This is a genomic window from Serratia symbiotica (Periphyllus acericola) (assembly GCF_964019515.1).
Taxonomy (GTDB): domain Bacteria; phylum Pseudomonadota; class Gammaproteobacteria; order Enterobacterales; family Enterobacteriaceae; genus Serratia; species Serratia symbiotica_D.
Genome location: NZ_OZ026452.1, coordinates 82,940 through 107,441 on the forward strand (window position 1 = coordinate 82,940; position 24,502 = coordinate 107,441).

Consider the following 24,502-nt stretch of genomic DNA (forward strand, 5'->3'; position numbering starts at 1 on the left):
GATAGAGCACAGGCTAGCAGGCTTCAATGGTTTGGCTCTTGAGCAGCAGATTCGCCAGTGTACGCACACCCAGGCCAGTGGCACCCGCAGACCACTGTTTCCACCACGCCCTTGCGGTAGGTGGCGGAGCAATCGACGTGCAGCCAGCCTTGCTTATAATGTTTGACAAAGTGCGATAGGAATGCAGCTGCGGTGCTGGCCCCCGCGGTGTAGGCGGAGCCGGCCAAATTGTTCAGTTCGGCGAAATTGGACGGTAGCTGGCTGCGATGGAACTCGGCCAGCGGCAAGCTCCAGAAGGGTTCTTGTTCAGCGGCGGCGCTGGTCAGCAGTTCCTGCGCCAACGCATCATCAAAGCTGAACAGGGCATGATAATCACTGCCTAGGGCGGTTTTTGCCGCGCCAGTCAGGGTGGCACAATCGATGATCAACTGCGGGCTCTGCTCGCAGGCGTCAATCAGGCCATCGGCCAATACTAACCGTCCTTCCGCGTCAGTGTTCATCACCTCAACGGTTTTGCCGTTGCGGTAGCAAATAATATCACCCAGTTTGAAGGCGTTGCCGCTAACCATGTTGTCCGCACAGCACAGATACAGTTTCACGCGTTGCTTAAGGCCGCGTGCCGCCGCCAGCGCCAAAGCCCCAGTGATGGTGGCGGCACCGCCCATATCGGCTTTCATGGAATCCATATAGGCACTCTGTTTCAGGCTGTAGCCACCGCTGTCAAAGGTGATACCTTTGCCCACCAGACAAGCGAACACCGGCGCATCGGGGTTAGCAGTGGGGTTGAAATCCAGCACCAGCAGTACCGGCGGACACTTGGAACCACGGACAACGGTATAGAGACCCGCGTAGTTCTGCTCAAGCAAATCCTCGCCTTTGGTGATACGATAGCTAATTGCATCGCCGCCGACATAGTACATCAAATCAACAGCGCGGATAGCCAGTTGCTCTGGGCTTAGTGCGTCAGCTGGTATGTTGATAGTGTCGCGTACCCAGTCAACGATCTTCATGCGCTTATCCAGCTCTTGGCGTTCGGCTTCCGGCAGTTCTGCCCATTCGATGCTGCGTCGGCCTTTTGGCCCACGATAGCCCTGCCAAAACGCCCAACTGCTTTCCAGATCTCAGCCTTCGCTAGCCAACTTCACTTTGCTGATGCCCTGGGCGTCAATTTTGCGCCCAGCACGCTGGATGGCACCCTGCTTATCGTTGCCGGTCAGATGGAGGGTTATTCCTTCCACGTTGGTGCTCAGCAAGGCTTTTTCGCCCCAACGCGCGTCAGCAGGTTGCGGTGACAGCGTGACCTACATGAATTCTGTTGTCATAACCTTCTCACTCCGAATTTATCCCCTTAATTTTTCACTCTTCAAAGCGAAACTCAAGAGGGATTTTTATTGCCTAGCTTATGGATTTCAAGTTGCAGCTAGGCGGCAACTGCCTGGGCCTCCAACCGCTTACACCAGTAAGTGACTGGGGTGACAAATCTGCTGGGAGCAAATTTGCACGCTGCTGGCAGCGGCCCCGCATGGGGTTAGGCCCAGGGATCGGCCAAATAACTGCACGCGGCCAACAGCGCTGTGGCTTGAAAGGCAATGGGTATCAATGCTCACGCGCGTGGTTAACGGTGTAACGGGGTATTTCAATCACCAGATCTTCGTCGGCGACCCGTGTCTGACAGCTGAGGCGGCTTTCCGGCTCCAAGCCCCAAGCCTTATCCAGCATATCGTCTTCCAGCTCGCCGCTTTCTTCCAGAGAATCGAAACCTTTACGCACAATGCAGTGACAGGTAGTACAAGCGCAGGATTTCTCGCAGGCGTGCTCAATTTCAATACCGCTGCGCAACGCAACGTTGAGTATGGATTCCCCGGGTTTAGCTTCCACGACTACCCCCTCAGGGCATAAATCTTGCTGGGACAAAAAAACAATTTTAGGCATAGTTAAACCTCATCCACAGAATGACCAGCCAACGCGCGGCGAGTGGCGGCATCCATGCGGCGCGCGGCAAAATCTTGCGTTTGTGAATCTAATGCTTTAATGGCAGTTTCGATAGCTACGGGGTCGTCGCCTGATACTGCATGTTGCAGCGCTTGCGATACGGCAACGATCGCCTGGCTTTCCATTTCGCTCAGCAGCGCGGCATCTTTATCTAACGCACCCTGTAGGCTTTCTAGCACCTGCAAAGCTTCCACCCGCTGTTCCGCCAGCTTGCGTGTGCCAACATCGTTATGGGCATGGGCCATCGACTCTTTGAGCATCGTGGCAATTTCGCTGTCGGACAAGCCATACGAAGGTTTTACCTGAATTGCGGCTTCAACACCGGTGGATTTCTCCATCGCAGTGACGCTCAGCAGACCGTCGGCATCCACCTGAAAGGTGACGCGGATATGCGCGCCACCGGCCGGTAACGGCGGCAACCCGCGTAGCGTGAAACGCGCCAGCGAACGGCAATCTTGTATCAGTTCGCGCTCGCCCTGCAGTACGTGGATCATCATCGCATTCTGACCGTCTTTGAAGGTGGTGAACTCCTGCGCGCGCGCCACCGGAATGGTGGTGTTGCGCGGGATCACTTTCTCAACCAAACCGCCTATGGTTTCCAGCCCGAGTGACAACGGGATCACATCCAGCAATAGCATGTCGCTGCCCGGCTTGTTGCCCACCAGAATATCAGCTTGGATCGCCGCGCCAATGGCAACAACTTTATCCGGGTCGATAGAGATCAGCGGGGGGCGGCCAAAGAATGTTCCCACCTGTTCACGCACGAATGGCACACGTGTGGAGCCGCCGACCATCACCACTTCCCGTACCTCTTCAGCGACGAGGCCAGCGTCTTTCAGCGCACGTCGGCAGGCAAGCAGAGTGCGTTTCACCAACGACGCGATCAGCGCTTCAAACTGGGTACGCGTCACTTCACCGGACCAACCAATAACCTCGACCTGGACGCTATCGGCATCACTCAGCGCGATTTTTGCAGCGATAGCGGCATCCAGCAGTTGACGCTGCACACCATGATCACTACGGTCAACCACGCCAGCCTGATCGCGTAACCAGTCAGCCAGCAGGTGGTCGAAGTCGTCGCCGCCCAACGCAACATCGCCGCCGGTGGCCAAGACTTCAAACACCCCTCGGCTAAGACGTAATAGGGAAATATCAAAGGTGCCACCGCCCAGATCATAGACCGCGATCACCCCTTCTTGGCCGGAGTTCAGCCCGTAGGCGATCGCTGCAGCGGTCGGTTCGTTTAACAGACGCAATACATGCAGGCCAGCCAGATGTGCAGCGTCTTTGGTGCCTTGGCGCTGTGCATCGTCAAAATAGGCAGGAATGGTGATCACCACGCCGTCAAGGTTCCCTTGCAACGCCGCCTGTGCGCGGACAGAAAGCACCTTGAGAATATCGGCTGAAACCCCTACCGGGTTAACCAACCCAGCAGCGGTAACGATCATCGGCAGGCCGTTGTCACTGGCCTGAAACTGGTATGGCAGGTTAGGATAACGTTGCTGCACATCTACCAGGGAACGGCCCATCAAACGTTTGATCGAGCTAATGGTGTTGGCTGGCTGCTGTGCCGCCTGTTGGCGCGCTTGCCAACCCACAAGCTGCGCCTCCGCCTGGTAGTGCACCACTGAAGGCAGCAAATGGCGGCCCTGTTCGTCGGCCAGTGTTTCTGCCTGCCCACTACGCACCGTGGCAACCAGCGAGTTGGTGGTGCCTAAATCGATACCTGCCGACAAACGGCGCTGATGCGGCGCAGTACTTAGGCCAGGCTCACTAATTTGTAATAAGGCCATGTTGAAGCTTCCACAATCAGAAGGTGTTACTCAAAACCCAGCAGCTTTTCTGTGAGTTGTTCAACCTCTTGCTGGAGTTTGTCCGAAAAGCGCAGCTTACGCACGGTATCGGCAGCTTCCGACCATCGCTCGCCATTCAACTGTTGCACCATCAGCGCACTGCGCCGTTTAATCGTGTCGTTCAACCGCATGTCAAATTCGGCCAGCAAGCTCTCCGCATCCGCTTTGTGCTTAATGGCATCAAGCTCCTCACGTAACTCTAGCTGTTCAATCAGAAAAGCGGTGTCGCGCAGGGTGTGCTGTTCATTAGCCAGGTCAAAGCCGTACAAATATAACATATACTCTGCGCATTTTAATGGATGCTTTAGCGTCTGGTAGGCTTGATTGATGGTCGCCGCCTGCTGCAAGGCTATCAGGCGTTCACGTTCCGGCTGGCAGGCAAAACGATCGGGATGGAATTGGCGCTGTAGATCCTGAAAACGGGATGTGAGTAGGCTAGCATCCACAGGATAGCAAACTGGCAGCCCGAATAGGGTAAAGTAATCCATAGCGTGCTCTTGGCGTTAGCGGATAAAGTACCCCCGCACATGGCGGGAGGGGGCGATAGGCTGTCAAACGTTAAAACTCTCGCCACAGCCACACTCGCTTAAGACGTTCGGGTTGTTGAATTTAAAGCCTTCATTCAGACCTTCCTTAACGAAATCAAGCTCAGTGCCATCAAGATAGACCAGGCTTTTGCCGTCAATGAACACTTTGACGCCTTTGTCTTCAAAGACGATGTCATCATCGTTTATTTCGTCAACAAATTCCAGCACGTACGCCATTCCAGAGCAGCCGGAAGTTCTTACCGCCAAACGCAGACCGAGACCTTTACCTCGTTTATCGATAAAAGTCTGAACACGTTGTGCAGCGCTGTCGCTCATGGTAATTGACATCACAACCTCATAGGTCACATTAAAGCCCCGCCTAACAACCGGGCTAACTGACTCAAAAAAACTACTTGGTGCTATGTTTGCTTTTGTAGTCGGCGATCGCTGCTTTAATGGCGTCTTCTGCCAAAATTGAACAGTGAATTTTAACCGGCGGCAATGCCAGTTCTTCGGCGATCTGGGTGTTTTTGATCGCTTCAGCCTGATCGAGAGATTTGCCTTTCATCCATTCGGTCACCAGCGAACTGGAGGCGATGGCGGAACCACAGCCGTAAGTCTTGAAGCGGGCGTCTTCAATGATACCTTCATTGTTAACTTTGATCTGCAACTTCATCACGTCACCACAGGCCGGTGCACCTACCATGCCGCTGCCAATGGTGGGATCTTGGTTGTCAAAGGAACCCACGTTGCGCGGATTTTCATAATGATCGATTACTTTTTCGCTGTAAGCCATGATTTTGCTCCTGGATCCTGAGAATTAATGATGTGCCCACTCGATGCTGTTGATATCCACGCCCTGTTTGAACATCTCCCACAAAGGGGAAAGGTCGCGCAGGCGGCAAATGGATTTACGCACCAGTTGAATGGTGTAATCGATCTCTTCTTGCGTAGTGAAGCGCCCCAGGGATAAACGGATCGAACTGTGCGCCAATTCATCATTCATGCCCAGCGCGCGCAACACGTAGGACGGCTCCAGGCTGGCGGAGGTACAGGCAGAGCCGGAGGACAAAGCCAGATCTTTCAGCGCCATGATCAGCGACTCACCTTCAACGTAATTGAAACTGACGTTAAGGATATTCGGTGCACCCTGTTCTAGATCGCTGTTTAAATACACTTCTTCCATATCTTTAACGCCGTTCCACAGGCGATCGCGAAGCCAGCTTAGGCGCGCCATTTCCGTCGCCATCTCTTCTTTGGCAATACGGTAGGCTTCACCCAGGCCGACGATCTGGTGCACCGGCAGGGTGCCGGAACGCATGCCGCGCTCATGACCACCGCCGTGGATTTGGGCTTCGATGCGGATACGCGGCTTGCGGCGCACATACAAAACACCAATGCCTTTCGGGCCGTAAATTTTATGGCCGGAGAACGACATCAGATCAACTTTCAGCTTGCTCAGATCAATAGGCAACTTACCCACGCTCTGTGTGGCGTCAACGTGGTAAATAATGCCGCGCTCCCGGCACATTTCGCCAATTTTTTCAATATGTTGTACCACGCCGATTTCGTTGTTCACATGCATGATAGAAACCAGAATGGTGTCGTCACGCATCGCTGCTTCGAGAGCGGGCAGGTCGATGATGCCATTGCTCTGTGGTGCCAGGTAGGTCACCTCAAAACCTTCGCGCTCGAGCTGGCGACAGCTGTCCAACACGGCTTTATGTTCGGTTTTGCTGGTAATGATGTGCTTGCCTTTTTTCTGGTAGAAATGAGCCGCACCTTTAATCGCCAGGTTATCGGATTCCGTCGCCCCTGAAGTGAATACGATTTCGCGTGGGTCTGCCCCCACCAATTCAGCAATGTGATTACGGGCGATATCCACGGCTTCTTCGGCCTGCCAACCGAAACGGTGAGAACGGGAGGCCGGATTACCGAAAGTGCCATCCAGGGTCAAAAATTGCATTATCTTCTCAGCAACGCGCGGGTCTACCGGCGTCGTTGCTGAGTAATCCAGATAAATCGGTAATTTCATTGCGCTTGTGCTCCCTACATCACTTCCAAAACTAAAGAATATCGCCAGCTGCTTATGCGCGCAGATTAACGTCGATAACTTCTTGTGGATGACCGTTTGTCTATGCAACGCGTATCGTTGTTCTGACGATCCGCCACTATCAGTACTTCCTGGTTATTAACTAGTTCTGCCAACGTAATATTGTTCAAGAATTCGCTGATGCGCTCGCTCAGATCGCGCCACAGGGTATGCGTCAGGCAGCGTTCCCCCCCTTGACAACCGTCTTTACCTTGGCAGCGGGTGGCATCTACCGATTCATCAACAGCAGTGATAACAGTACCAACTGCGATGTCACTCATGTCTTTACCAAGTAGATACCCCCCACCCGGACCGCGCACACTGGCCACCAGGCCATGCTTGCGCAGACGAGAGAATAATTGTTCCAGATAAGAGAGAGAAATACCCTGGCGCTCGGAAATATCCGCCAAAGGCACATGCCCTTCCTGCGAGTGCAATGCTACGTCAAGCATAGCGGTTACCGCATAACGGCCTTTAGATGTCAGTCTCATAGTTCAATGGCTACCTGTTGGTCAAATACGGCTGAAATTTTGACATTCCTGAGTAGATCAGTCAACTATTTAACCTAGTAATTCACTCAAGTATTATGTTTAGCCATATCCAATGCTCCAGATGCTGATAAAAACGCTCAAGATCGTCCACCAGTGGATAAGGCGTCTCTTCCTGAGGCGTTCCCCCCGTTTGCTGGCGGTCGAGATAAGCCACACGCAACTCATATGCCAGGATCTGCACCGCCATCGCCAGGTTCAGCGAGCTGTAATCTGGATTGGCGGGAATGGCAACATGGTAGTGGCACTTCTGCAACTCATCGTTGGTCAAGCCCCACCCGTTCACGGCCAAACACCAGCGCCACTGGCGCATGCTCACCTGCCTTTACCGCCCGCAGCCCGCACTCACGTGGCTCCAGCATTGGCCAGGGTAATGTGTGTGAACGCGCACTGGTACCCACCACTAAGCTACAACCGTTAATGGCGTCATCCATGGTATCCACGAGAGCGGCGTTACCGATCACATCGCTGGCACAAGCAGCCAGAGCAATCGCCGGAGAATCGGGTTTTATCAGCGGATTAACCAAATAAAGGTTGGTTAATCCCATATTTTTCATGGCGCTGGCGGTCGAATCCATGTTGCCGGTACGGGAGGTCTCTACGAGAACAATGCGGATGTTGTACAGCATACAAACTCTTGAGCGTAGCGGAAAATCAACGCATCTTAACACAGCAGTAGGCATTTTGCCGCAGAGCTGCTATACTTGTTCCGTGCCGTTTCCTGTTCTTTAACATCCTAGTTGGAAGATACCCATGCATCCGATGCTGACTATCGCCGTGCGCGCTGCGCGTAAGGCGGGTAACTTGATTGCCAAAAACTATGAAACCCCAGAAGCCGTTGAAGCGAGCCAGAAAGGAACCTATGAATTTGTAACTAATGTCGATCGCGATGCAGAGCATCTGATCATCGAAGTGATCCTCAAATCTTATCCGCAACATACTATTGTTACCAATGTTACCGAAGAACGTGGTGAACTGATTGGTGAAGCTCAAGATGTACAATGGGTGATCGATCCACTGGATGGCACCTCAAACTTTATCAAACGCTTCCCACATTTCTCTGTCTCCATTGCAGTACGTATTAAAGGCCGTACTGAAGTGGCGGTGGTATATGATCCAATGCGCAATGAGTTGTTCACCGCTAGCCGTGGCCAAGGTGCGCAACTTAACGGTTACCGCCTGCGTGGCACCCATGCTAAAGATCTGGATGGCACTATTCTGGCGACCGGTTTCCCGTTCAAAAATAAACAGCACGCCGCCCCATATATCAAGGTGATTGGCACACTGTTCACCCAGTGCGCGGACTTCCGGCGCACCGGCTCTGCCGCGCTGGATCTAGCCTATGTCGCCGCTGGCCGCGTGGATGGCTTCTTCGAGATCGGTTTGAAACCTTGGGACTTCGCTGCAGGCGAACTGCTGGTGCGTGAATCTGGTGGCTTGGTCACCGACTTTATTGGTGGCCATAACCACTTTAGATCCGGTAACGTGGTGGCGGGCAACCCGCGTGTTGTGAAAGCGATACTTTCCACCCTGCGTGAAGAACTGAGCGAAGCGCTAAAGCGCTAATAGGAGTTCGGCTGGAAAACCGATGAGATCCTACGCTAAGCCTATTTTTTGTACAGACTACTATCCACTGAGCGTAATGGATTAGATTTTGGTAACGTAGATATGGCAAGGGCTAGAGCACTATCTTACACATTTACTTACTAATACTTACGCTAAGCGTAGGTTTTCGCCCATTAGACCTCAACCCCCTAATACGATTATATAGACTGAACTATTTATAACTTTCAGGCTTATTGCAAAAGTTAAGGAATCCCTTCAGTCACCCAAACTGGGCGTTTTACCGAAGCCCGTTAGACAGGCAAAAACCGGATAAATAATGTAATGCGTAACGAATATGCAGTTTATTTACTTCACTAAGTGAGTCTCTCATGAACGATACCAGCATAAAGCGTCAGCAGGGCCGTCCCCGTACCGGAAATGCCCTGTTACCCGCAGAGCGGGCGCGGCGCTATCGCAAAAATAAGAAGATCCGCCATGCAGAAAGCATCCCCCTCCAGGGCGGAGCTGCTTGCATAGCTGGAAGCGGCAAACAATCGTATACGCCAGCTTGAGGCACAATTAGCGTTACTCGTGATAGAAAGTCATGACTCAATCAAAAACTGGTCAGTACAGGATCGTAAAGGAAAAGCCCGCTGGCAGAGGGTTAAGAATGTTCTGGTGCGGGCAGAAGCGGAGAAGATGCTGGATAAACTGGCAGCTTCAAAGAGTTTAGGGAATTACACGTACCGCATGAGGCGTTGTTGAGTAAATCGAACTTTTGGCCGGCATGCGGATCAGATCACTCTCCTTCTGTCAAAATAGCGACATGCCGTGCCCAGCAAAAGTTCAACATCACCAACTGGAAGGCTTACAACAACACCCTTATCACTCGGGGTTTACTCACTTTCTCGGTGGATGAAACGGCACTTCACGCCTGGTACTGCGAGGCAAAACCTTCTCTGCGTGGTCGCCCACCACATTATTCCGATATGGCAATCACCAGCGTATTGATGCTGAAACGGATTTTCGGCCTGACACTTCGCGCCCTCCAGGGCTTCGTCGACTCCATTGTCACACTGATCAAAGTGCCGTTGAACTGCCCGGACGACACCTGCATCAGTAAGCGGGCGAAGTCCGGCCATGTCCCGTTTAAAACACCAACGCCAGGTGAAATTGCGCACCTCGTTATCGACTCTAGCGGGCTCAACGTGTTGGGTGAAGGGGAGTGGATGGCAAAAAAACATGGTCAGGAAAAACGGCGGATCTGGCGAAAACTGCATTTGGCCGTAGATACAGAAACACATGAGGTCATCTGTGCTGACCTTTCCTTGAGCAATGTCACCGATATAGAAGCCTTCCCAGGTCTCATCCGTCAGAGGTACCGTAAAATCAAAGTCGCCTCGGCGGATCGGGCTTAGGATACGCGAGTGTGTGATGATGAGTTAAGGGGCAAGAAGCTCAAGGCGTTAATACCGCCCAGCAGCGGAGCCCGTTATTGGTCGGCAGACTATGCAGAGCGAAATCAATCGGTGGTGAACCAGCGCATTACCGGAGACAACACACGGTGGAAAAGTATCACAGGCTACCACCGACGTTCGATAGCGGCAACAGCGAGGTACAGAGTAAATCTGTGCATTAAACAAGATGCCGCTCGCCGGTATGCCAGAAAGTGTACGCCTTGCCTGAAAGATGCCCATTTAGGGGACTCTTTATTCCAAATCCGATTTATTCAACAAAGCCCCGCTCTATGCCACACAATACCGGCTCTCGGCAACCAGCGCCGAAGTGAGCCAGGATGTAACGTCGAGTTAAATAATTTATTAATTTCAATCGTTAATATCTCAGCATTCCACCGAGAACGCAGATAGACAAAGTCCTGTGGAGAACGCTGAACGAGCAAATCAAGCATCTTCAACATCGCCTCCGTGGGCCATTTTCGGAGGCGTCCAGGTGAAAGGCTTGCCAATCCTTCATAGCCGCCCAATGTGAACAAATTAACCCATCGTCCGACAGAGGAGCGGGCGGCACATAAGGTTTTACCTAGGTAAGTCAGCGTGTTGCCACGGTGTAACATCAACATGGTGATAAGGCGTCTGGCATAATTTTTATCTGGTTTTTTCTGGATAATTTTTTGCATCTGACGTCGTTCATGTCGGGGTATGGGTGCTATGATCGGCATTACTCAGTTCGGTTGTGAGGGTTTATGATATTTGGCGATTGATGAGATCGCTCAAACCGGATTGAGTTCCTTCAGTGATCTACTATTTAGCGCAGGTATTTAGGGTAGTGTGGAACTTTTAGCAACCTGTGTACCCGTTTTCAGGTAGTCTCAATCAGGCAATGATTATGACCGCGACAGCGCAGCAGTTTCAGCTTGTTAAAGACAGTATTAAAACCATCCCGGATTACCCCAAGCTGGGCATTTTGTTCCGTGATGTTACGAGCCTGCTGGAAAAACCCCTAGCTTATGCCGCAAGCATTGAACTGCTGGCTGAGCATTATCGCACAGCAGGTGTAACCAAAGTGGTGGGTACTGAATCGCGTGGTTTCCTGTTCGGCGCGCCTGTTGCTCTGGCATTAGGTGTCGGGTTTGTGCCGGTGCGCAAGCCGGGCAAACTGCCGCGAACCACCCTCAGCGAAAGCTACGAGCTAGAGTACGGCACTGATCAGTTGGAAATCCACACCGATGCCATTTCCGTAGGTGACAAGGTACTGGTGATTGACGACCTGCTAGCGACCGGCGGAACCGTTGCTGCTACCGTCAAGCTCATTCGCCGTCTGGGTGGAGAAGTGAAAAATGCGGCTTTCGTTATTAACCTGCCTGATCTGGGCGGTGAATTGCGTTTGAACACACTGGGTATCAAATGTTACAGCTTGATCAATTTCGCTGGTCACTAATCTGCATTACCCCATTACAACAACAGCCTCGCGGATCGCTGTGGGGCTGTGTTAGCATGGTTCTCCAGATCACTCGACTTCTTCGGTATTAATGAGCTATCAGGTTCTTGCCCGTAAGTGGCGTCCTCAAACGTTTTCAGATGTTGTCGGACAAGAACATGTCCTGACTGCACTGGCTAACGGCCTTTCGCTGGGGAGAATTCATCATGCCTATTTGTTCTCAGGCACGCGTGGCGTGGGTAAGACCACTATTGCGCGCCTGCTGGCTAAAGGGCTGAATTGTGAAGCTGGCATCACTGCCACGCCGTGCGGTCAATGCACTAACTGCCGTGAGATTGAGCAGGGGCGTTTTTTCGATCTGATCGAGATCGACGCCGCGTCCAGAACCAAAGTGGAGGATACCCGTGATCTGCTGGATAACGCCCAGTACGCGCCAGCCCGTGGCCGCTTCAAAGTTTACCTGATCGACGAAGTACACATGCTCTCACGCCACAGTTTTAACGCCTTGTTGAAAACGCTGGAAGAGCCGCCTGCGCACGTCAAGTTCCTGCTGGCCACCACCGATCCGCAGAAATTACCGGTCACTATTCTTTCCCGCTGCTTACAGTTCCATCTCAAGGTGCTGGATGTCGAACAGATCCGCAATCAGCTACAAAGGGTTCTAATTGCGGAGCAAATCACCAGCGATACCCGTGCGTTACAATTGTTGGCGCGCGCTGCTGATGGCAGTATGCGCGATGCGCTCAGCCTAACAGACCAGGCGATCGCTGTGGGTCAGGGGCAGGTTACTGCTGCCACCGTCAACCAAATGCTCGGTACGCTTGATGACAAACAGCCATTGGCGATCCTAGAAGCGCTGGCCAGCGCTGACGGTGAGAAGGTGATGGCGCAGGTTGCGCAGTCTGCAGCGCGAGGTGTGGACTGGGAAAGCCTGCTGGTGGAGACGCTAGCACTATTGCACCGCATTGCAATGGTGCAATTGCTGCCTGCGATGTTTGATAACCAGTACGCTGCCCTTGAACAGCGGTTACGTGAGCTGGCACGCACCTTGCCGCCCGCAGACGTGCAACTTTATTACCAGACACTGCTGGTGGGGCGTAAAGAGCTGGCCTACGCGCCAGATCGCCGTATGGGGGTTGAAATGACCCTGCTGCGTGCGCTAGCGTTCCATCCCAAAGCGCTAATCGCTGAGCTGCAAAGCGAGCCCGTGCAGATAACTCAGCCAATGCAAGCGCCACAATCTCAGGATGTGCCACCGCCATTAGGCCAAGCTGCTGTACCGCAAAATCACCAACAGCCGAATTTACCGGATGCCACCACCCAGTTGTTAAAAGCACGTAGTCAACTGCGGCAGCAGGGAGCATCCACAGCAAAAAAGCATGAACCTACGGCGTTAGGAAGAGCGCAGTCGGCAAGCTCAGCGCTGGAGCGATTGGCTTCTGTGACTGAGCGCAGCCAGCAGCGTCAGGCAGAAAAAATCGTGCCGGAAAAAACAGTCAAGCCAGAAGCCTACCGCTGGCGTGCTTCAGGAGAGCCGGAGGTAGCGCCGACGGTGCTGAGGACGCCCAATGCGCTACGCACGGCGCTGGAGCATGAGAAAACTCCGGAAATGTCGGCCAAGCTGGTGGTGGAGTCGCTTGAGCGTGATACCTGGGCGGCGGAAATTGCCAAACTGAAGCTGCCAAAGTTAGTGCAGCAGTTGACGTTGAATGCTTTTAAGCAGCAACAGGAAGCGGGCAATATTTGTCTCCACCTTCGGTCTGCGCAATGTCACCTGAATTCGTCCTCGGCGCAGAAGACACTGGCTGACGCGCTCAGCGAGCTATATGGCCGCCCGGTCGAACTGAGCGTGGTGTTAGATGATAATTCGGCGGAACGGACTCCGCTGGAATGGCGGCAAGCCATTTATGAAGAAAAACTGGCGCAGGTGCGCCAGTCCATCGTTGCGGATACCCATATTCAGACGCTGCGCCGCTTCTTTGACGCGGAACTGGATGAAGACAGTATTCGCCCTATTTAAACGTAAATGCTGCGTACTGTGTGCAGCCTAAGTGACGAGAGACGACTATGTTTGGTAAAGGCGGTTTGGAAAATCTGATGAAGCAAGCCCAACAAATGCAGGAAAAAATGCAGCAAATGCAGGCAGAGGTCGCCAAATTAGAAACGACGGGTGAATCTGGCGCGGGTATGGTGAAAGTTACCATCAACGGTGCGCATAACTGCCGCCGTGTGGAGATCGATCCAAGCCTGATGGAAGACGACAAAGAAATGCTGGAAGACCTGATCGCCGCTGCCTTTAACGATGCCGCGCGCCTTATTGAAGAAACCCAGAAAGAGAAGATGGCCTCAGTGTCCAATGGCATGCAGTTGCCGCCTGGCTTCAAGATGCCGTTCTGAGGCAAACCAGCCCGCTGCTTGAATTATTGATAGAGGCGCTGCGCTGCCTGCCGGGCGTGCGCGCAAAACCAGCTCAGCGCATGGCGTTCCAACTGCTCCAACGCGATCGTAGCGGCGGCATGCGTCTGGGGAAGGCACTGACGCGTGCCATGTCGGAAATCGGCTACTGTGCCGACTGCCGCACTTTCACCGAGCAAGATATTTGCACCATTTGCGCCAATCCACGCGGTCAACAAAATGGCCAGATTTACGTGGTGGAGACTCCGTCTGATATTCACGCCATTGAACAGACTGGACAGTTCGCCGGACGCTACTTTGTGTTGATGGTGCGCCTGTCACCGCTGGATGGTATAGGCCCTGGTGATATTGGCCTGGATCGGTTGGGGCAACGGCTGGAGAAGGAACGCATTACTGAAATCATCCTTGCCACCAACCCAACGGTGGAAGGGGAGGCCACCGCCAACTACATCGCCGAGATGTGCGGCAAATATGGCGTGCCCGCCAGCCGGATCGCTCACTGCGTACCGGTAGGTGGCGAATTAGGATGGTCGATGGCACACCACGCTGTCGTATTCTCTGGCCGGTCGTCATGCAATCAGGTTCCCCTGATGGAGCCATTCGGCTCCGTCAGCTATTGTGCAAAAATTTCACGCCAGTCGCTTGAAAAACATCGCCCTGATCCCCACCTGATACGCATTATTATGCGATCTTGGTAACCATTGTCTTTTGAGGTAATCAATGAATATGAAAGGTCAAGAAACCCGTGGGTTCCAGTCTGAAGTAAAGCAACTGCTTAATTTGATGATTCATTCGCTATACTCCAACAAAGAGATTTTTTTGCGCGAGTTGATCTCCAACGCCTCGGATGCTGCTGACAAATTGCGTTTCCACGCATTGTCCGCGCCTGAGCTGTATGAAGGTGATGGTGAACTACGTGTGCGCCTGTCCTTTGATAAAGAGCAGCGTACACTGACCCTCTCTGATAACGGCATTGGCATGAGCCGTGAAGAAGTGATCGAGAACCTTGGCACCATTGCCAAATCAGGCACTAAGGATTTCCTTAAGTCTATCGGTTCCGACCAGGCTAAAGACAGCCAACTGATCGGTCAGTTTGGTGTCGGTTTCTATTCCGCGTTTATTGTAGCAGACAAAGTGACAGTGCGTACCCGTGCCGCAGGTGCCCCCGCCGATGAAGGCGTGTTATGGGAGTCCACAGGGGAGGGAGACTACACTATCGCTGACATTACCAAAGAGACCCACGGCACTGAGGTCACTCTGCATCTGCGTGAAGGTGAAGATGAGTATCTCGACGCCTGGCGTTTGCGTTCGGTGATCGGAAAATACTCCGATCACATCGCGCTGCCGGTGGAAATTGAGAGAAAAAACGAAGAAGACGGCACCATCACTTGGGAAAAGATCAACAAGGCGCAGGCTCTGTGGAAGCGTAACAAGGCTGATATCACCGACGAAGAGTACAAAGAGTTTTACAAGCATATCGCCCATGACTTCACTGATCCGTTGATCTGGAGTCTTAACCGGGTGGAAGGCAAGCAAGAGTATACCAGCTTGCTGTATATCCCGGCTCAGGCACCGTGGGACATGTGGAATCGCGATCATAAACATGGCCTGAAGCTGTATGTCCAGCGTGTGTTTATCATGGACGATGCTGAACAGTTTATGCCGAACTACCTGCGCTTCGTGCGCGGCCTTATAGATTCAAATGATCTGCCACTAAATATCTCGCGTGAAATGCTGCAAGATAGCCGCATAACCCAGAGCCTGCGTGGCGCACTGACCAAGCGTGTACTTCAGATGCTGGAGAAGCGGGCGAAGGACGATACTGAAAGCTATCAGAAATTCTGGCAGCAGTTCGGCCTGGTACTGAAGGAAGGCCCAGCGGAAGACAACGGCAACCAAGAAGCGATCGCCAAGCTGCTGCGTTTCGCATCTACCCACAGCGATAGCTTGGCGCAAACTGTATCGTTGGAAGAATACGTTGGCCGTATGGTTGAAGGGCAGGATAAAATTTACTACATCACTGCCGATAGCTATGCCGCCGCCAAGAGTAGCCCACATCTGGAGTTGTTCCGCAAGAAAGGCATCGAAGTGTTGCTATTATCCGACCGCATCGATGAATGGATGATGAGCTATCTGACAGAGTACGACGGCAAGCCGTTCCAGTCAGTGAGCAAAGCCGATGAAGCGCTGGACAAACTGGCGGACGAAACTGAAGAGCAAAAGGCCGCCGAGCAGCAATTGGAACCCTTTATCGAGCGTGTGAAGACGTTGCTGGGTGAACGTGTAAAGGACGTGCGCCTGACGCATCGCCTGACCGATACCCCAGCAGTGGTCATTACCGGTGCCGACGAGATGAGTACTCAAATGGCTAAGCTGTTCGCTGCTGCGGGTCAGCAAGCGCCGGAAGTAAAATACATTTTTGAGCTGAATCCTGAGCATACCCTGGTTAAACATGCCTCCGATGTGGCTGATAACGAACAATTCGCTGAATGGATCGATCTGTTGCTGGATCAAGCGCTGTTGGCAGAACGCGGTACGTTGGAGGACCCAAACCAGTTCATCCACCGAATGAATAAATTGCTCTCCGTATAATACAGAAACTATGCGCCCCTGACTGACACATTTGGGGCGTATTGCCGATTTTTCTCTACATATCCCCTCTTTTCCCTGAATTTTTTCTTATGATTTACAATTAATTTCCTTTGCGTAACCTTGAGCGACTCCCCCTTGAAATGATATGGTGGTGTGTTTTTGCCATTTTTTTAAAAACTCAATACCCAAAAGATTTCAAATTGCGGCTAGGCGGGCAAGCACGCACAGCCTCAGGTAAGTGACTGTGTTGAGTGTGCGCTGCCAAATTGCGGCGGCTTGAAAGATGAAGGAATAATAGCAAGGGGATTTACGCAATGCGTATCATTCTGCTGGGCGCTCCGGGCGCTGGTAAAGGTACTCAGGCTCAGTTCATCATGGAAAAATACGGTATTCCGCAGATTTCCACTGGGGATATATTGCGCGCTGCCGTGAAGACGGGCAATGAATTGGACAAGCAGGCGAAAGAGATTATGGACGCCGGCAAATTAGTGACCGATGAGTTGGTAATTGCTCTCGTCAAAGAACGCATCACTCAGGAAGATTACCGCAACGGTTTCCTGCTGGACGGTTTCCCACGTACTATTCCACAGGCTGATGCGATGAAAGAAGCCGGTATTAACGTGGATTATGTGTTGGAATTCGATGTGCTAGACGAACTGATTGTCGATCGCATCACTGGTCGTCGCATACATGTGCCATCTGGCCGCGTATATCACGTGAAGTTCAATCCACCACAAGTGTCAGGCAAAGACGATGTAACCGGCGAAGAACTGACCATGCGCAAGGACGATCAGGAAGAAACCGTACGAAAACGTCTGGTGGAATATCACCAAATGACCGCACCACTGATTTCCTACTACAGCAAAGAAGCGGAAGCAGGCAACACCCAATACCGTAAAATCGACGGTACTCGCAAGGTGAGTGAAGTGAGCGCCGAGTTGGCGACTATTTTCGGCTGATCGATTTCATTGCTTGCATAGCGCCAGACCTCAGGTCTGGCGTTTTTTTTGCCATTCTTCCATCGAATAGTGATCGCCGCAGCTTGTAGCGTACGCGCCCTTTAATATCCCTCCGCAAATGGTGTATAGGTGTATAAATGCCTGTATTTTCATCAGCAGCAGGGAACTGGGGATGTTCGGACAAACCAATTTTCTGGCGGAGGCCACCGCGCGCCAGATTGTGCAGCGGGTGATTAGCATCATCAGCCACTGCGTGATCGGCATATCCGGCGAGCCGACCGAGGTGCGCGCCTATGCTGAACTGGTGAAGAAGATGGCGGCGGAGCTGATGGTGGAACAGATGGCGCTGCTGGACCAGAACCAGTGGGAAAAATGCTATCGTGAAGAGTTGGCGAACCAACTACTGTAGCCGCAGCTGTTACGCGAACTGCTGACTGATCTGGAGGCGGCCCAGCGCAAGGCGCTGATCGCCATCACCGGATTCAACGAGATGATCCTGCTGCGCCCGGCCTGCATGGCGCAGGGGGCTTGTCGTTCAAACCTGACGGCGCGCGCCACCCAGGCGCTGGCGCAGCGGCTGAAGCATTAGCTGGGCCGCACCTGGCAGGTAGTGGGCGCGCAGGATGAAAAAGTAGGGCTGCGCGGCACCCTGCGGCACGATTTTTCGCAAAATTGTGATCAAACGCAGACTGCCGCGCAGTTGCATATCCACGTCAATACCCTGCGCTACCGGCTACAGCGGATCGAAGCGATTACTGGACTAAAAATCAATTAGTTAACCGACTCGCTGCGGCTATATATCGGCATGCTGATGCACGACTGAGTTGTGCCAACCCACAATTTCGCTGCCGTTTTAGCGGCGGTTTTTTGTCTTTTCCTCTCAGGCTTATTGCCGACGGCCAGGATAAGGTTGACTGCACATCAACCACGGGGAAAACAATAATGGCAACCGTATCCACTCTGTGGGCACTGGTGGCGTTAACCGTCGCCATCGTCCTGATCTTACGCAAGGTTCCGCCGGCCTACGGCATGATTGCTGGCGGGCGGCCTGTGCGGCGGTGCCGATCTGGTGCAGACCGTCACGCTGATGATCGGTGGCGAGCAGGGCATCACTAACGCCGTGATGCGCATTCTGGCGGTCGGCGTGTTGGCCGGGGTGCTGATCGAATTCGGCGCGGCGCACACCATCGCCTAAACCATCGTGCGCAAAGTCGGTGAAATCCGGGCGCTGCTGTCGCTGTCGATAGCTACACTGATCCTGACGGCGGTAGGAGTATTTATCGACGTGGCAGTAATCACCGTGGCACCGAGCGCGCTGTCCATCGCGCAGAAGGCCGGGATCTCGCACGCGGCGATCCTGCTGGCGATGATCGGCGGCGGAAAAGTCGGCAACGTGATGTCGCCGAACCCCAATACCATCGCGGCAGCTGACAACTTTCACGTGCCGCTCACCTCGGTGATGATGGCAGGTATCGTACCGGGCCTTGTGCGGACTAGTGGTGACTTATCTGCTGGCGCGGCGCCTGAGCGACAAGGGCAGCCTGGTGATAGCGGAGGAACTGACGCAGCACGCTGAAGGCGCGCGTCCGGGGTTTGCCGCGGCGATCAGCGCGCCGCTGGTGGCGATTTTGCTGCTGTCACTGTGGCCGATTGTCGGCACCTGTGGCGATCATGCTGCTCGGTACCGGCACACTGGCGGGCATCATCGCCAACTCGGCGCTGAAGGACGTGCTGATCACCTTCCTGCCGGCCTAGCTGCTGGCACCGCTGTCCGGCGCGCTGATATCGATGGCTACCGCCTCGACCACCGCAAGCACCGCGTTGGCGTCCGGCGTATTCAGCAGCACGCTGTTGGAGCTGGGCGTCAGTGGGCTGGCCGACGCGCCGATGATCCACGCCGGTGCCACTGTGCTGGATCACCTGCCGTACTGCAGCTTCTTCCATGCGACCGGCGGCAGCGTCAATATGGCGGTGCACGAGAGGTTGAAACTGTTGCCGTATGAAACGCAGGTGGGCTTTACCATCGCGGCAGTTTCGGCGCTGATGTTTGGCGTATTTAATTTGGCGGGATAAGAAAGAGTAATAAAAACGTTGAAGAAAGTGGTCATAGCACCGGATTCTTTCAAGGAGAGCCTGAGCGCGCTGGAGGTTGCTAATGCGATTGAGTGCGGCTTCAGCCAAATCTTTCCGCAGGTGCGGTATATCAAGCTGCCGATGGCTAATGGCGGCGAGGGCACGGTGGAATCGATGGTGACGGCCACCGGCAGCGTAATTATCGAACTCGAGGTGACCGGGCCGCTGGGGCGGCCGGTACAGGCGTTTTACGGCCTGCTGGGCGATGGCGAAACCGCGGTTATTGAAATGGCCGCCGCTTCCGGCCTGCATCTGGTGCATAATGGCCAGCGTGACCCGCGCGTCACCACCAGCTACGGCACCGGTGAACTGATGCTGGCGGCGCTAGCGCGCGGGGTGAAGGCGATGGTTCTCGGCATCGGCGGCAGCGCAACCAACGACGGCGGTGCCGGCATGATGCAGGCGCTGGGTGCCCGCTCAGCGTCAGCCTCTGCCCCCGGGTGGCGCGGCGCTGGCGCAATTGGCGCATATCTATCTGGCCGGGCTGGATCCCCGCCTGCGGCAGTTGAGCATCACCGCCGCCTGCGACGTTGATAATCCACTGTGCGGCGAGAAGGGCGCATCGGCGGTATTCGGGCCCGCAGAAGGGCACCACGCCGCAGATGGTGGTACAGCTCTATGCGGCGCTGCGCCACTACGGCGAACTGATGGAGCAGGTTACCGGCCGTGAGATCGTCCGCCATCCGGGCACCGGGGCGGCCGGGGGAATGGGCGCGGCGTTGTTCAGCATGCTCAAAGCCCGGCTGCGGCCGGGCATTGAGATCGTGATTGAAACCCTGCGGCTGGAAGAGGCGGTGCGCGGTGCCGATCTGGTGATCACCGGCGAAGGTCGGCTGGACAGCCAGTCGATCCACCGCAAAACGCCGATCGGCGTGGCGCGGGTGGCCAAGCGCCAAGGCCTACCGGTGATCGGCATCGCCGGCAGCCTGGCACCGTATTATCCGGTAGTGCATCTGCACGGCATCGACGCCGCATTTTCGGTGCTCGATCGCATCGTCACGCTGGAGGAAGTGCTGGCGGGTGCGGCGCACAATCTGGAGGTCACGGCGCGCAACGTGGCGGCTGGCGAAGAGATGTGAGGCCGAATAGCGTCGTTATGGACGGTGCCTGTTGCTGATATCGGTTCCGACGAAGAGCTTTTCCGTTACAATAGATCGCATTAGTGGCTGCTGACATCCCGACCCAGAACGGGATGCCGGCCGGAAAGGTAACGAGGGGAACTGAGATGAAGCAAGAGAAACACGGCGTATTGCTGGTAAACCTGGGGACGCCAGATGCGCCAACCTCATCGGCGGTAAAATGTTACCTAAAAGAATTCCTCAGTGATGGCCGCGTAGTTAACACCTCACCGTTGCTTTGGTGGGTTATCCTTAACGGCGCGATCTTACCGTGGCGATCGCCGCGCGTCGCCAAGTTGTATCAGTCAATCTGGATGGAAGAAGGTTCTCCGCTATTGGTCTACAGCCGTCGTCAACAGCGGGCGCTGGCCGAGCGTATACCGAATATTCCCGTCGAGTTGGGCATGAGCTATGGTTCGCCAAGCTTGGCGGAAGCGATCAGTAAGCTGCTGGCTCAAGACATAACTAACCTGGTGGTGCTGCCGCTATACCCGCAATACTCCTGCTCGACCAGTGCAGCGGTATGGGACGGTGTGGCGCGCGTCCTTAAGGGCTATTGCTGTTTACCATCGATCAGGTTTATCCGCGATTACGCCACACACCCAGCCTATATCTTTGCGCTACAGCAAAGCGTTGAACACTCATTGGCTGAACATGGTCAGCCGGATCGCCTGATACTTTCGTTCCACGGTATCCCCAAGCGCTATGCACGTCTGGGGGATGATTACCCGCAGAGCTGTGAAGATACGCAGCGTGCGCTGACTGCCACGCTGCCGTTATCGCCGGAACGGGTGATGATGACCTACCAATCACGCTTTGGTTGTGAGCCGTGGCTGACGCCATATACTGACGAAACGCTGCAAAGCCTTCCGGCGCAGGGCGTGAAACATATTCAATTGATCTGCCCCGGTTTCTCGGCGGACTGTTTGGAAACGTTGGAGGAGATCAAAGAGCAAAACCGTGAGATATTCCTCAAGGCTGGCGGCGAGAAGTTTGAGTATATTTCTGCACTGAATGACGAACCGGCACATATTGATATGATTCAGCAATTGGTGATGGAGTGTACTTAAAGCCTATACCAGTTGGTGTACATTGTTGCAGTCTGTTTGGATGAGAACAGCGCGCAATCCTCGCAGCATACATGGCGTATGTGATGGTTGTGGTCACTGCCCAGGGCCAAAATGGCAAATAAAATAGCCTTTATGGGATAGATTCTTAGTCATCATTACGTCAGGTGTTGGGTCTATCACTACATCAGGCAGGAATACGCTAATATTTTAATTTCTGGCTGCTAACGGCCCAATGATCATTTATCGCGCTGGGTTGTACTAAAAGTAAAAGATCCCGCAAGGCGGATCTTACTTATCATCAATATCGATTAGGCCGTGCCTGGCAATGGCCCATGAGTGCCGTTGGTGGTTGTTTGAGCGTGCAGCAAGGCGCATGTGATGAGGTTGGGTGGCCTAATAAACAGCGTGTCACATAGGGGTACCTGCACCTTCCGCCTTGATTATCGGCTTTTGGGTCTGCGACGCCGCCACGTTAGATGACCTAGATCGGGCAATTGCCCACTTTCTCTTCTTCGCTCAGCCTATCCAATCTGAGGATTTTGAGCATGCTGTTGGCGATCTCCCGCTCGCCCATCACCACCTGATTGTCACCGCGATCAAAAATATAAGCCACTTAATCGTCGTAATGTGCACGGGTGATAATCTCAATGTTTGGCCGTCTATGACGTGCCGAGGCGAAGATCTCTCCAGCCTCATAGCCATTCGTGATGGTTAGCAGCAGCCAGAGAGCGCAGTCGAAGCGTGCCAGATCCATCACCTCAGGATTGGGGCAGCATTGCCATATACCGCCTTGATGCCCTGTTCACGCAGCGCCTCAACGCGCGGGCGCGAGTTTTCAACCACGACCAGCGGAATGCCTGCCTCGGCCAGTTTGCTGCCTAGCAGGCTACTGACGCGGCCATAGCCGACCACCAGCGATCTCGACCGGGATTTGTTTCTCTTCTTCCAGGCTCTGTTCTTCTATGAACTCGGTTTTGGCCAGATAGTGCTCCAGCAGAGTGAACAACAGCGGGTTGAGCATAATCGACAGGATAGCACCGTCCAGAACCAAGTTGCGCCCATGCTCCGACATCATCCCCAGCGTAATGCCTAGACCGGCCAGGATAAAAGCGAACTCACCGATCTGTGCCAGGCTGGTGGAGATAGTTAGTGCAGTGCATTTGGAGTGGCCGAACAGCCTCACCATTAGGAATGCGGCGGCAGATTTGCTGAACACAATGATCGCCAGCGTTGCCAATACGGCCAACGGCTCGTTGAACAGGATCATCGGGTCAAACAGCATGCCGACCGAGACGAAGAACAGCACTGCGAATGCATCATGCAGCGGCAGCGTATCGTGGGCCGCACGATGGCTCAGCTCCGATTCGTTCAATACCATGCCAGCGAAAAAAGCACCTAACGCAAAGGAAACATCGAACAGCTTCACCGAACCGTAGGCAATGCCAAGCGCCAGTGACAAGTACTGCCAGGGTGAGTAGCTCACGCGAACGGTGCTGGCGGTTTTTGACAATATCCAAGGCACTAGACGGAGACCGACCACGATCATCAAGGCAATAAAAGCGATGACTTTGCCAATGGTGATCGCCAGTTCGATCAGCAGTTAATTGCTGTGGGGGTTGCCGTTATCCATCATGTTGCCAAAAGCTGGCAACAGTATCAACGTTAGCACCATTGCTAAGTCCCCGACGATCAACCAGCCAATGGCAAGTTGCCCGTGCTGGCTGTCTATTAACTGCCGTTCTTCCAGTGCGCGCAATAACACCACGGTGCTGGCGGTGGACAGGCAGAGACCGAGTACCAGGCTGGAGAGTAAATCCTAACCAAGCAGCGTAGACAGACCGATGCCTAGCAGCGTTGCAACCGCAATCTATGCCATGGCACCGGGGATGGCGATAGATTTTACAACGAGGAGGTCTTTAAGTGAAAAATGCAGACCCACACCGAACATCAACAGGATCACACCGATTGGAAGGCTTACAACAAGGCTCTTATTACTCGGGGTTCACTCATTTTCTGGGGGGATGAAACGGCACTTCACGCCTGGTACTGCGAGGCAAAACCTTCTCTGCGTGGTCGCCCACCACATTATTCCGATATGGCAATCACCAGCGTATTGATGCTGAAACGGATTTTAGGCCTGACACTTCGCGCCATCCAGGGCTTTGTCGACTCCATTGTCACACTGATCAAAGTGCCGTTGAACTGCCCGGACGACACCTGCATCAGTAAGCGGGCGAAGTCCGGCCATGTCCCGTTTAAAACACCAACGCCAGGTGAAATTGCGCACCTCGTTACCGTTATTGGTCGGCAGACTATGCAGACCGAAATCAAGCGGTGGCGAACCAGCTCTTTACCGGAGACAACACATGGTGGAAAAGTATGACAGGCTACCACCGACGTTCGATAGCGGAAACAGCGAGGTACAGAGTAAAATAGCTATTTGGTGGTCAACTGTCGTTGCGAGATTATGATGCGCAAGTTGCAGATACGATGACAATGATCTGTGCACTAAATAAGATGACGCTAGCCGGTATGCCAGAAAGTGTACGCGTTACCTGAAAGATGCCTATTCAGGGGACTCTTTATTCCAAATCCGATTTATTCAACAAAGCCACTGTACGTTCATGCAACTCTGGTGGATAACGGTTTGTTGATTTTGATGTCATTTCGGGTCTCCTTTCACTCAGAATTTAGTCTCCAATAAACCCGGGGCGGTTGATTACCTGCAGCACCTAGAACAGCCTCATATGCATATGCTGA

19 protein-coding genes, 10 pseudogenes and 1 other annotated feature are annotated in these 24,502 nt (G+C 53.6%); of the genes and pseudogenes, 14 read left to right on the top strand and 15 right to left on the bottom strand.

Going from position 1 to position 24,502, the window contains the following annotated elements; genetic code table 11:
- Window positions 1-13: 13 nt before the first annotated feature.
- The 9 genes and pseudogenes from pepB to trmJ all read right to left on the bottom strand — a co-directional run.
- Window positions 14-1,295 (bottom strand): annotated as a pseudogene (pepB, locus tag AACL06_RS00465) (aminopeptidase PepB).
- A 301-nt stretch (window positions 1,296-1,596) separates the two neighbouring features.
- Window positions 1,597-1,932 carry an ISC system 2Fe-2S type ferredoxin gene (gene fdx, locus AACL06_RS00470; protein ID WP_339037285.1) on the bottom strand — a complete coding sequence of 112 codons (336 nt, stop codon included), beginning with the start codon at window positions 1,930-1,932 and terminating at the stop codon, window positions 1,597-1,599.
- Window positions 1,933-1,934: 2 nt separating this feature from the next.
- The gene (gene hscA / locus AACL06_RS00475) at window positions 1,935-3,785 is read right to left on the bottom strand and encodes a Fe-S protein assembly chaperone HscA (RefSeq protein ID WP_339037287.1); all 1,851 of its coding nucleotides are present in this window, start codon (window positions 3,783-3,785) and stop codon (window positions 1,935-1,937) included.
- A 26-nt stretch (window positions 3,786-3,811) separates the two neighbouring features.
- Complete coding sequence (gene hscB, locus AACL06_RS00480) at window positions 3,812-4,333, bottom strand: co-chaperone HscB (protein ID WP_339037289.1); 522 nt, start codon at window positions 4,331-4,333, stop codon at window positions 3,812-3,814.
- 63 nt (window positions 4,334-4,396) lie between these two features.
- The gene (gene iscA, locus AACL06_RS00485) at window positions 4,397-4,720 is read right to left on the bottom strand and encodes an iron-sulfur cluster assembly protein IscA (RefSeq protein WP_339038430.1); all 324 of its coding nucleotides are present in this window, start codon (window positions 4,718-4,720) and stop codon (window positions 4,397-4,399) included.
- A 61-nt stretch (window positions 4,721-4,781) separates the two neighbouring features.
- Window positions 4,782-5,168: a Fe-S cluster assembly scaffold IscU gene (iscU, locus tag AACL06_RS00490; RefSeq protein ID WP_339037290.1), complete on the bottom strand. Its 387-nt coding sequence runs from the start codon at window positions 5,166-5,168 to the stop codon at window positions 4,782-4,784.
- A gap of 24 nt (window positions 5,169-5,192) precedes the next feature.
- The gene (locus AACL06_RS00495) at window positions 5,193-6,407 is read right to left on the bottom strand and encodes an IscS subfamily cysteine desulfurase (protein WP_339037291.1); all 1,215 of its coding nucleotides are present in this window, start codon (window positions 6,405-6,407) and stop codon (window positions 5,193-5,195) included.
- Window positions 6,408-6,459: 52 nt separating this feature from the next.
- A pseudogene (gene iscR / locus AACL06_RS00500) lies at window positions 6,460-6,955 on the bottom strand (Fe-S cluster assembly transcriptional regulator IscR).
- Between the two features lie 115 nt (window positions 6,956-7,070).
- A pseudogene (gene trmJ, locus AACL06_RS00505) lies at window positions 7,071-7,641 on the bottom strand (tRNA (cytosine(32)/uridine(32)-2'-O)-methyltransferase TrmJ); the annotation flags it as partial.
- Window positions 7,642-7,765: 124 nt separating this feature from the next.
- On the opposite strand from trmJ, the gene suhB reads away from it, so the two are divergent.
- A complete protein-coding gene (gene suhB, locus AACL06_RS00510; RefSeq protein ID WP_339037292.1) occupies window positions 7,766-8,578 on the top strand; it encodes an inositol-1-monophosphatase in 813 nt (270 codons plus the stop codon).
- 797 nt (window positions 8,579-9,375) lie between these two features.
- A pseudogene (locus AACL06_RS00515) lies at window positions 9,376-10,243 on the top strand (IS5 family transposase).
- A gap of 55 nt (window positions 10,244-10,298) precedes the next feature.
- Here AACL06_RS00515 and AACL06_RS00520 read toward each other — a convergent pair.
- Window positions 10,299-10,736, bottom strand: a pseudogene (locus AACL06_RS00520) (IS630 family transposase); the annotation flags it as partial.
- A gap of 167 nt (window positions 10,737-10,903) precedes the next feature.
- Here AACL06_RS00520 and apt point away from each other — a divergent pair.
- The 10 genes and pseudogenes from apt to hemH all read left to right on the top strand — a co-directional run bounded on the left by apt (window position 10,904) and on the right by hemH (window position 21,742).
- A complete protein-coding gene (gene apt / locus AACL06_RS00525; protein ID WP_339038431.1) occupies window positions 10,904-11,455 on the top strand; it encodes an adenine phosphoribosyltransferase in 552 nt (183 codons plus the stop codon).
- Between the two features lie 91 nt (window positions 11,456-11,546).
- Window positions 11,547-13,475 (top strand): DNA polymerase III subunit gamma/tau, encoded by a 1,929-nt coding sequence (gene dnaX, locus AACL06_RS00530; RefSeq protein ID WP_339037293.1) that lies wholly within the window; start codon window positions 11,547-11,549, stop codon window positions 13,473-13,475.
- Window positions 12,808-12,872, top strand: a sequence feature (DnaX frameshifting element). Its footprint overlaps the gene before it by 65 nt.
- A 47-nt stretch (window positions 13,476-13,522) precedes the next feature.
- A complete protein-coding gene (locus tag AACL06_RS00535; protein WP_339037295.1) occupies window positions 13,523-13,852 on the top strand; it encodes a YbaB/EbfC family nucleoid-associated protein in 330 nt (109 codons plus the stop codon).
- A pseudogene (gene recR / locus AACL06_RS00540) lies at window positions 13,849-14,461 on the top strand (recombination mediator RecR). The gene AACL06_RS00535 and the pseudogene recR overlap by 4 nt, the downstream one beginning before the upstream one ends.
- Window positions 14,462-14,596: 135 nt before the next feature.
- Window positions 14,597-16,462, top strand: coding sequence for a molecular chaperone HtpG (gene htpG / locus AACL06_RS00545; protein ID WP_339037297.1), 1,866 nt, complete (start codon window positions 14,597-14,599; stop codon window positions 16,460-16,462).
- Between the two features lie 314 nt (window positions 16,463-16,776).
- Window positions 16,777-17,421 (top strand): adenylate kinase, encoded by a 645-nt coding sequence (adk, locus tag AACL06_RS00550; RefSeq protein ID WP_339037299.1) that lies wholly within the window; start codon window positions 16,777-16,779, stop codon window positions 17,419-17,421.
- A 172-nt stretch (window positions 17,422-17,593) separates the two neighbouring features.
- Window positions 17,594-18,196 (top strand): annotated as a pseudogene (locus AACL06_RS00555) (PucR family transcriptional regulator).
- Window positions 18,197-18,363: 167 nt separating this feature from the next.
- A pseudogene (locus AACL06_RS00560) lies at window positions 18,364-19,494 on the top strand (GntP family permease).
- Window positions 19,495-19,503: 9 nt separating this feature from the next.
- Window positions 19,504-20,633: pseudogene (locus AACL06_RS00565) on the top strand (glycerate kinase).
- Between the two features lie 146 nt (window positions 20,634-20,779).
- Window positions 20,780-21,742, top strand: a complete 963-nt coding sequence (gene hemH / locus AACL06_RS00570) for a ferrochelatase (protein ID WP_339037301.1) — start codon at window positions 20,780-20,782, stop codon at window positions 21,740-21,742.
- A gap of 481 nt (window positions 21,743-22,223) precedes the next feature.
- Here the strand turns inward: hemH and AACL06_RS10435 are convergent, their stop codons facing one another.
- The 5 genes from AACL06_RS10435 to AACL06_RS10455 are packed head-to-tail and all read right to left on the bottom strand — an operon-like array spanning window position 22,224 to window position 23,507.
- Complete coding sequence (locus AACL06_RS10435; RefSeq protein WP_425336914.1) at window positions 22,224-22,355, bottom strand: hypothetical protein; 132 nt, start codon at window positions 22,353-22,355, stop codon at window positions 22,224-22,226.
- Window positions 22,356-22,496 carry a hypothetical protein gene (locus AACL06_RS10440; protein ID WP_425336915.1) on the bottom strand — a complete coding sequence of 47 codons (141 nt, stop codon included), beginning with the start codon at window positions 22,494-22,496 and terminating at the stop codon, window positions 22,356-22,358. It lies immediately after the preceding gene.
- Window positions 22,496-22,654 carry an NAD-binding protein gene (locus AACL06_RS10445; RefSeq protein WP_425336916.1) on the bottom strand — a complete coding sequence of 53 codons (159 nt, stop codon included), beginning with the start codon at window positions 22,652-22,654 and terminating at the stop codon, window positions 22,496-22,498. The genes AACL06_RS10440 and AACL06_RS10445 overlap by 1 nt, the downstream gene beginning before the upstream one ends.
- A complete protein-coding gene (locus AACL06_RS10450; protein WP_425336917.1) occupies window positions 22,629-23,288 on the bottom strand; it encodes a cation:proton antiporter in 660 nt (219 codons plus the stop codon). The genes AACL06_RS10445 and AACL06_RS10450 overlap by 26 nt, the downstream gene beginning before the upstream one ends.
- Before the next feature lie 54 nt (window positions 23,289-23,342).
- Window positions 23,343-23,507, bottom strand: coding sequence for a hypothetical protein (locus AACL06_RS10455; RefSeq protein ID WP_425336918.1), 165 nt, complete (start codon window positions 23,505-23,507; stop codon window positions 23,343-23,345).
- Between the two features lie 162 nt (window positions 23,508-23,669).
- Here AACL06_RS10455 and AACL06_RS00580 point away from each other — a divergent pair.
- Both AACL06_RS00580 and AACL06_RS00585 read left to right on the top strand, forming a co-directional pair.
- Window positions 23,670-24,301 (top strand): annotated as a pseudogene (locus AACL06_RS00580) (transposase).
- Window positions 24,285-24,446 carry a hypothetical protein gene (locus AACL06_RS00585; protein ID WP_339037303.1) on the top strand — a complete coding sequence of 54 codons (162 nt, stop codon included), beginning with the start codon at window positions 24,285-24,287 and terminating at the stop codon, window positions 24,444-24,446. Before AACL06_RS00580 ends, AACL06_RS00585 begins: the two are co-directional and overlap by 17 nt.
- Window positions 24,447-24,502 lie beyond the last annotated feature (56 nt).